This window comes from Syntrophorhabdaceae bacterium, from assembly GCA_028713955.1.
Classification (GTDB): Bacteria; Desulfobacterota; Syntrophorhabdia; order Syntrophorhabdales; family Syntrophorhabdaceae; genus UBA5609.
In genome coordinates this window covers 1-8,305 of the sequence record JAQTNJ010000138.1, presented here as the reverse complement: position 1 = coordinate 8,305, position 8,305 = coordinate 1, and the positions used below count along the sequence as shown (strand labels likewise).

The window sequence follows — 8,305 nt, the reverse complement described above, 5'->3', positions numbered from 1 at the left end:
TGGGTATTCACGAAAATTTTTACAGGGATTTGAAGAAGGGAGGACGATGAATCGTTTTTCAATCGATCAGCCGTCAGTTTCGAATATCGATGATCGATCATCGAATATCGAGGCGTGGAGATAGTGATCCCCGATGTTTTTATAAGAATGGTACAGAGAGGGTAGGCGATGCGGAAAACAGCAGGCGCAGCAAAGAGTTGAGGTCGACTGAATGTTCTACGAGGATGTATTCAGGGGATTGAACAAAGCAAAGATACGGTTTGCTGTCACCGGAGGGGTGGCAATGGTCCTCTATGGCGGCGTTAGGCTGACCGTAGACCTTGATCTGATCGTGTGTCTAAGGGCGGATAATCTTGAAAAGTTTATTGCGGCCCTGGATAAGCTTGGATACAAACCCAAACTGCCTGTAGACGGCAAGGCATTTCTCGATCCTGCCATGAGGAGCAGATGGGCAGAAGAGAAAAACATGGTGGTCTTTAGTTTCCACAGGCCTGATAAGCCAATGAACCTGATAGATGTTTTTATACGGGAGCCGATAGATTTTGATGAGATCGAAAAGGAGCTCGTATGGTTCGAGGCGGCAGACCTCCGTATCCCTGTCATTTCCAAAAGACATTTGAAACAGTTGAAATCATCTACCCATCGGGAACAGGATGCGGCCGACATTAGAGTACTGGAATCCATGGAGGAGGATAAGGACAAAAATGGATAGCAGACAGTATTCTTTTACGCCTTCCATTGAGTTATTGAAAGAGCTGAAATGCGTAACGGCAAAAGAAAGGCTTGACTGGCTTGAAGAAGCAAATAATTTTTTCTCGCAGTTCCTGACGATCGAAGACATTGAAAGATACAAGAAGATAAGAGACCGGGTGTATCACTATGAGCCCTGAGCCATCAACCCGACATTGCCTTCAAAAGGTTTCCGCTCTCCGCTCTCAGCTCTCCGCTCTCAGCTCTCCTTCCGGTTTCACCGCGCTGGAGCTCATCATAGTCATTATGGTTCTCAGTGTGCTGGCCGCCTCTGTTATTATTAAAAATCCTTTCTCGATTCAGGACTATTCTTCCATGGCAGCGGATCAGTTGATCGCAGACATACGGTATGTCCAGATTCGGGCGATGGGGATAGGGAGCTCGCAGAAGCTTTCGTTTACTAATGGTTCGGACGCGTATAGTATACGTGATGCAAGCAACAATGTGATTGAACAGAAAAATTTGGCAGGTAATATAACGGTAATAAGTACTACCTTGCCAAGTAACATTCTCGAATTTGATTCCTTAGGAGAACCAACCATCGGAGGGGTAGTCACAGTTGGAAGCAGTCAGTATATCAAAGTATTCAGTATAACCGGCTATGTGTGCAAGTGTAAGAACAGTGCCTGTAATGCCTCGGAGTGCCTGAATTGATGAGAACAAACAATAAAGGATTTACCTTAATTGAACTCATAATATTCATAATAATTGGCGCAATTTTCTTGCCCGTTTCATTCGTGGCGTTTACAAGCGTCATGAACAATTATTCGAGACCGGATTATTATATGAAAGCCATGTTCTATGCTGACAAGAGAATGGCAGAGATTACGAATAACCCGTATGTTAGCATACTACCGAATGTTCCCATCCCACCAACAGGCTTATCATGCTCTGATGCTTTTCCTCCTACTACTTTTACAGCTGAAGCGGCGCCTGACGCCGGATATACGACCGGATGCGTTATTGAATCCATTAATCCCAATTTAAGCACAACAACCCCTAACCCTAATTATAAACGAATAACGGTAACGGTCAAGTATTCCGGTCTATTGAGTGATTATACAATTTCAACCATCGTTACGAGAAGGCCGAACTCATGATCGAGAACAACAAGAAAGGCTTTACCATGATTGAGCTCGTTACGGTAATAGTCGTGCTCTCTATTCTCGGCCTGTTTACTTTCTCTTTTATCGAACATGCATCAAAGACATATCTGCTTGGAAAGGGGCAAAGCGCCCTTTATTTGGAAGGGGTCTACATCATGGAGCGAATAACAAGGGAGTTGAGCGATGCAACGAGGGTTACAAATCCAGCGACGGTGGGATCATCATCAAGTACGTTAACGTTTGATAAAGCACATCCTACACCAATAGACCCGTCCACGACAGTGAAATTCGAAAAAAGCGGCGGAAATCTATTAAGAAATAGTATTGTCATCGGCAACAACATAAACAACTTCTCGGTGACAAGAAACACGGCATCAGGCACAGGCGATGAAACTATTACAGTCGCACTAGAATTAACCAGCCCGACAGACTCTTCGATACCCCTCTTTTCGATAACAACAAAGATTACCCCAAACAACTACCCGGGTGGTTATACCGGAAGATCATTTAACGGTGATTATGAAGTTAAATAATAAAGGTTTTGCACTTATAACTCTCGTTATCGCTATGACGTTAATAGCGGTTCTTGGTGCCGGCTTTGTATCGATGATAGGTTCAAAACAACAGGGTTTCACATTCATACTGAACAGACACCGTGCGAATATGATAGCAAGGGCAGGCGTTGAATGGGCGATACGTTGTGCATCCGACGGAACTGGTGTGTGCGGTAGCGATAACAACATCTTATCTTCTACTACGATTACAAAAGACCTTGTTCCGGGCACACCAAAAGAAGGCTCGTTTAGTACGAGTTATGAGCCCTCCAAAGATGTTCTGACGGTTAATGTTACGTATCAAGGGGTTACAGAAACCATAAAATTATCAAATTTCCAACTATATTTGTATCCAAGCACCGGTCCCGGTGATGTAAATCTCGGCGGATCCGGCGCGGCCAGTTTTAAGCCGGTGGAATCGCAAGCCGGCCAATCGATCACCGTGGGACCAACGGGCGTAATAAGCATTGGCAAAATAGGAGTGCAAAACACCTCTGGCGCTGTCTGGTATGGCGGGGATAGCGCTGCCGGGAATTGTGTAAACGGGGTTTGTGATTTTGGAAGCGGTTTCAGGGCGTATTTTGTCTTTCAGTTTGCCCCTGGCTCCCAGGGTGATGGGTTTACCTTTGCAATAACGAATGGCGCCAACAATACTGCGAGTTCTATCGGCGGAGATTCTCAAATGGGAGAACTCATGGCGTACGGAGGGGATTCGCGGTCATACAGCCAATACGGCAGCGCTGATCACATCAAGTCATTCGTGGATGGCCTGGGAAATGGTTTAAGACCGCCAAAATTTGCCGTCGAGTTTGACATCTGGCCGAACACAAGCTGCCCCGCTGATTCCTGCGGTTCGAATAACAGGTGTGACCCTTCAAACCAGTACGAGCACATAGCATATGTCTTTTGGGGGGACGACAATAGAATTGGCTGCAAGGATGATTACACCAGATGGATGAGTTCATTTTCGTTCCTGGCAAATACCGTTGTCTACGGTACGACAGGAGGGAATACCTATCTGTATAGATTAATGAATGACTTAACCACAGGGACAACTCAGCCAACCTGGCCGACCTGGCCTGCAGGCAGCACGGTTACGGAATCAGGTGTGCAGTGGAAGGAATGTTCGTGGAGGGCATCTACAAACTATAATTTGGGCGAGGTTGTTGCTCCAATTCCAAGTTCGTCTAACAGCTACCTCTCCGGCTACTTTTTCCGGGAATCACGATTCTGGAGTGGGACGACAGCCTTTGGGGAACCGACCTGGACAAACTGTATTAGCTCTGGGGATGAGTGCTATGAAAACTGGCCGGGAACGGCGTGGTGGCAAAATGCAGCCTATTATGGTTTTCCGGCGTTATCTGTTAATTATGCCACAAACTCTCGTACCTACGATGACGACAAACATACGGCCGGCACCGGAGGCAATGCGGGAAATAGCACCAGTGGCGCCGGTCCGACAAATAAAAGGTCAAGCGACAGTTACTACACGAGCCCTGCCAACCCGACGACCTGGCTGGCAGATAGAGGAAATTCCTCTACGGTGAATCCTACATATGCCTACAGGATGGAGGTGGTCAGAAACAGCGCAACGGGAACCTATAGAATAAAATCATGGATCAAAACCTGCGATCCCACGTGGAGCGCATCTACCGCATACGCAATCAATGATCGAGTTAAACCCACAACGAACAACGGGTATTATTATATCGCTCAGACAGCCGGAACAAGCGGTGCTACCGAACCGGCCTGGCCTGCGACTGTTACAGATGAGACGACTGTTACCGATGGGACGGTTACGTGGGTACCAATTCAGATCCCTTCCATCCCTCCCACGTGGAGCGCATCTACCGTATACGCAATCAATGGTCGAGTTAAACCCACAGCGAACAACGGGTATTATTATACCGCTGTGACAGCCGGAACAAGCGGTGCTACCGAACCGGCCTGGTCTGCCAGCGGGGCCGTGACCGATGGGGCGGTTACGTGGGTACCAGTTCCAATGCCCGTTTGCAACAATTATACCAATGGAGCTCTTGGCGACGTGCGATCTGATTATACTGCCCATAGCCCAACATTAGATAGAACTGTCACGCTTGACACGACATACAATACCGCATTCAGTAAATTCCTTTTCGGCTGGACAACGGCATCGGGAGGAGCTACCCAGAAAGCGGATGTATGGAAATTCAGGCTGACTTTCAAACCATAGACACCTGCCCCATAACTGGTACGTAAATTGAGGTCCGACGTGCACCATTGCACTGCACCATTGGGGTCAGGTCTTTTATTTTAACATTTTCTTGTTTTCCCATCTGTTCTTTGCTATCCTACCTTAATGGCCCGTCCGCTCCGCATCGAATACCCCGGCGCCCTCTACCACGTTACCTCCTGTGGCAATGCCCGGCAGAAGATATTCAGAAGTGATACGGACAGAATATATTTCCTTGACCTCATGGGGAAGACCGTCACGCGGTATCACTGGATATGCCATGGCTATTGCCTGATGGACAATCATTACCACCTGATCATTGAAACCCCTGAAGGCAACCTTTCCCGTGGCATGAAGCATCTCAACGGCGTCTACACCCAGAAGTATAACTGGCGATACAAGAAAACTGGCCATATTTTCCAGGGCAGATTCAAGGCGATCATCGTCGATAAGGACAACTACCTCCTCCAACTCTGCAGGTATGTGCTCCTCAACCCCGTACGGGCAAAAATAGTTGGAACCCCCGATGCTTGGAAATGGAGCAGTTATCATGCAACGACGGGAAAGGAAAAACCGGAGGAGTATCTCACGACAGGCTGGGTGCTCGGGCAGTTCAGTGATCAGAAAAAGCGCGCCCAAAGATTATTCAAAGATTTTGTTATGAAGGGTATTCATGATACTACGCTCTGGAAGAATGTAAGAGGGCAGATCTTTCTCGGAGAGAAAGAGTTTATTGAGCAATGCAAAAAGACTCTGGGAAAGTATGATGCGTTGCAGGAGGTGCCAAGATCCCAGCGATTTGCCGACAGGCCTTCCTTAGAATACCTCTTCACGGACACCATGAAACAACGGAAGCAGGAACGAAACAAAGCTATCTATGATGCCTGCATAAAGTATGGCTATACGCAGAAAGAGGTGGCTGACTTCCTTGGTCTTCACTATGCAACGGTGAGTAATCTGATCCGGAACCGTGAGAAAAGATGAAATGCAAGATAAAAGACCTGACCCCAGTTCTTAGGCAAACAAATTTCATTAGAAAAATTGGTATGATACAGCATTTTCTTGTTGACATATCTCAGGAAACTATGCAAACATCTATAATGTAATGAGAAATTGGTAAATATTGTGTGAGAGGGAGGGGTTGTTATACGGAATTCAAAACATTTAGAGCATTGTAATATTCGCAAAACGGTTAACCACTATGTTATAATCAATACTTTTAGGAAAACGGCGTGGATATCTTAGGGATCGACATAGGGACTGTCAGCGTAAAGTACGTAAAGGCCAAAGAGGCCATGGGTAAATGGTCTGCGGTCTCGTCAGGCGATTATCCCTATAAGGGCAGTTTTGATGACCTTGAGATGATACTCGCTGATATCAAGGTCAAAGAAGGGGACGATGTAGAAGTCGCCATAGGTATAAGCTCCCAGGAGATCATCAAGAAGACCTTCACCATCCCGATCCTTCCGAAAAAGGAACAAAAAGACGTCCTCAACTGGTCTACCACCAAGATCCTGACCACGCCCCTCGATGATATGATATATGAGCACCTGATGCTTGGGGAGATCGACGAGAAAGGGGTCAATAAAGATGAGGTCCTTTTTGTGGGGGCGCCCAAGCATTATATCAATAGCCTCCTCTCTGTCTTTGAGAACGTTGGTTTCCATAATGTCAGCATTATTACCGATATCGCATTCGCATACGTCAATGCCATAGGTGAGAACGGAAATAGTTCGACGGCAATTATCGATGTTGGCGGGCGGAGGACGGGCCTCTATATTGCGAATGCGAAAAGACTCATGTTCGCGCGGGAGATCCTCACAGCCTCCGAGAGCTTTTCCGACGCACTGATGAGCGGACCGGGACTTTCCTATGACCAGGCAGAGCAGTATAAGCGTGAGAGGGGTTTCGATGAGGAACTCGCAGAGATAATGCGCCTGCCTTTTGAAAGGCTTGAAGGCGAGATCCTCAGAACACTGAGCGTGTATAATCAGCGGTACCCTGATAAACCGGTTTCAAAGGTGTTTATATCGGGACGCGGATCGAAGATTCCGAAATTCCTCGAGAGGATGAAGGAATCGCTCGTTGAAGAGGTATTATCCCTTGAAAATGTGCCCGATATCGAGGCGGAGTATATACCGGCGTATACGCTGGCTGTGAGCAAAACAGGGGGGTTCCCTAACCTTTTGCCGGAGCGGGTACTGCAAAAGGGCCGGGAAAAATCATACAAAAATCTGGTTGTTATCGGGACGATTGGCGTTGTGGTAATACTTTTCCTTTTATCGTTCGCCATGTGGGGCATGTTGAGCAACGCCAACCTGAAACTCACCCTTGAAAAGGGTAATCTCGAAAAGATAAAGGAAGGGGTCAAAAAACTTTCCGCCCCTGCTCAGACCGCCGTGAACTACAATGAAATCCTGATGGTCAAAAACGAGATCCAGAAAAAGGACCTTACATTTGTCACCCTCTTGAAGTTCCTCTCTTCGCAATTACCACGGGATGTTTATCTCAAGTCAATTGAATTTGGCGAAGACAATCCGGTATCGGCAGCCCCGTCCTCAACCCAGCTTCTCCCGCCGCCAATCCCCGTAGGGCAGGGTGTCCCCGTCCCCAAAGTCGCCCCGGGATCGCCTGCGCAGGCAACGGCGAAGACATCAGGAAACGAGTACCCGCTGGTATTAAAGGGCTATATCATGGGAGAAGCGGACAGCCTCGAATTGACGTTGTTTAACCTCATGCTTACCTTAAAAAAATCAGGTTTTGTCCAGGATGTGGAGCTCACCAATAAAGAGATGAAAACACTGAAAGGCAAACAGGTCATGGAATTTACCATCACCTCGCGGTGCGTGAGATATGAAATTTAAGTCGATCTATATATGGTATGGTATACCAATTGCCCTCATTATCATCTGGGTATTCGCTGTGTATCTGCCATTTTCCTCTCAGGTCAAGAACCGGGCAAGATCCCTGGAATCCGTTAAGCAGGAGAGGAAGCAGGTAGAGGCATCGATAGCAACAATATCCCAACAGGCGAAATCTGATGAGAAATGGAAAGAATCCCTGAACGAGTTCAAGACGCAGGCGCCCCTGATCGAAAAGATGCCAGATTTCATCAGAGAGATATCAAGGGCTGCCCGGAACCGGGGGGTCATAATAGACAATGTGGTCAGCATCCACTCCACGATCGATACGGAACAAAAGTCTAATATCATCAGCCCTGTCTTTGAGTTTGAGTTAAAAGGCGGATTCCTTGAGACGGGAAGATTTTTCGAGGAACTTTCAAAAAGGATTGCCTTCAGGGGCGTTCAAAAGGCGCGGATCTCCTATAACGAGAAGCAATATCCTCTGCTGACCGGCAAATACATCATTGAGTTCAAGGCATTGAAGGGGAAGATGTTTGAAGGTAAGTAAACCGATTGTCATCATAGGCATCCTTGGGATACTCCTCGCCGGGTACATACAATTTTTTACCGGCAAGAAGAAGACGCCCACACCTGTGCCGGCAGCGGCGCCGGCAGCCCAGGCCCCTGCGCAGACAGCGCCGGCAGTGACACCGGCAAAGCCCGGGGCAGCAGTACCCGGCATCCCTTCAAAAGATGGAAAGGCAGTAATGCCGCAGAGATTTGATAAAGAACAATTTGATAAACTCGGTGTTGCATGGACACGGGACCCGTTCCTCCTGC

The 8,305-nt window shown here is 47.5% G+C and carries 10 protein-coding genes; all 10 read left to right on the top strand.

The window, feature by feature from the left end; all coding sequences use genetic code 11:
- The first annotated feature begins 211 nt into the window (after nt 1-211).
- Entirely contained in the window at nt 212-712 is a 501-nt protein-coding gene (locus PHU49_11440) for a hypothetical protein (protein ID MDD5244617.1), read from the top strand.
- Complete coding sequence (locus PHU49_11435) at nt 705-890, top strand: hypothetical protein (protein MDD5244616.1); 186 nt, start codon at nt 705-707, stop codon at nt 888-890. Before PHU49_11440 ends, PHU49_11435 begins: the two co-directional genes overlap by 8 nt.
- Nucleotides 880-1,404 carry a type II secretion system protein gene (locus PHU49_11430; protein ID MDD5244615.1) on the top strand — a complete coding sequence of 175 codons (525 nt, stop codon included), beginning with the start codon at nt 880-882 and terminating at the stop codon, nt 1,402-1,404. The genes PHU49_11435 and PHU49_11430 overlap by 11 nt, the downstream gene beginning before the upstream one ends.
- Nucleotides 1,404-1,850 carry a prepilin-type N-terminal cleavage/methylation domain-containing protein gene (locus PHU49_11425; protein ID MDD5244614.1) on the top strand — a complete coding sequence of 149 codons (447 nt, stop codon included), beginning with the start codon at nt 1,404-1,406 and terminating at the stop codon, nt 1,848-1,850. The genes PHU49_11430 and PHU49_11425 overlap by 1 nt, the downstream gene beginning before the upstream one ends.
- Entirely contained in the window at nt 1,847-2,389 is a 543-nt protein-coding gene (locus PHU49_11420) for a prepilin-type N-terminal cleavage/methylation domain-containing protein (GenBank protein MDD5244613.1), read from the top strand. Before PHU49_11425 ends, PHU49_11420 begins: the two co-directional genes overlap by 4 nt.
- Entirely contained in the window at nt 2,376-4,622 is a 2,247-nt protein-coding gene (locus PHU49_11415) for a hypothetical protein (protein ID MDD5244612.1), read from the top strand. The genes PHU49_11420 and PHU49_11415 overlap by 14 nt, the downstream gene beginning before the upstream one ends.
- A 126-nt stretch (nt 4,623-4,748) precedes the next feature.
- The gene (locus tag PHU49_11410) at nt 4,749-5,606 is read left to right on the top strand and encodes a transposase (protein MDD5244611.1); all 858 of its coding nucleotides are present in this window, start codon (nt 4,749-4,751) and stop codon (nt 5,604-5,606) included.
- 248 nt (nt 5,607-5,854) lie between these two features.
- On the top strand, nt 5,855-7,486 hold the full coding sequence (gene pilM, locus PHU49_11405; protein ID MDD5244610.1) for a pilus assembly protein PilM: 1,632 nt from the start codon (nt 5,855-5,857) through the stop codon (nt 7,484-7,486).
- Nucleotides 7,476-8,033, top strand: a complete 558-nt coding sequence (gene pilO, locus PHU49_11400) for a type 4a pilus biogenesis protein PilO (protein MDD5244609.1) — start codon at nt 7,476-7,478, stop codon at nt 8,031-8,033. The genes pilM and pilO overlap by 11 nt, the downstream gene beginning before the upstream one ends.
- Nucleotides 8,020-8,305, top strand: a 286-nt coding sequence (locus PHU49_11395) for a hypothetical protein (GenBank protein MDD5244608.1), incomplete at its 3' end; no start/stop codon positions are given. The genes pilO and PHU49_11395, both read left to right, overlap by 14 nt.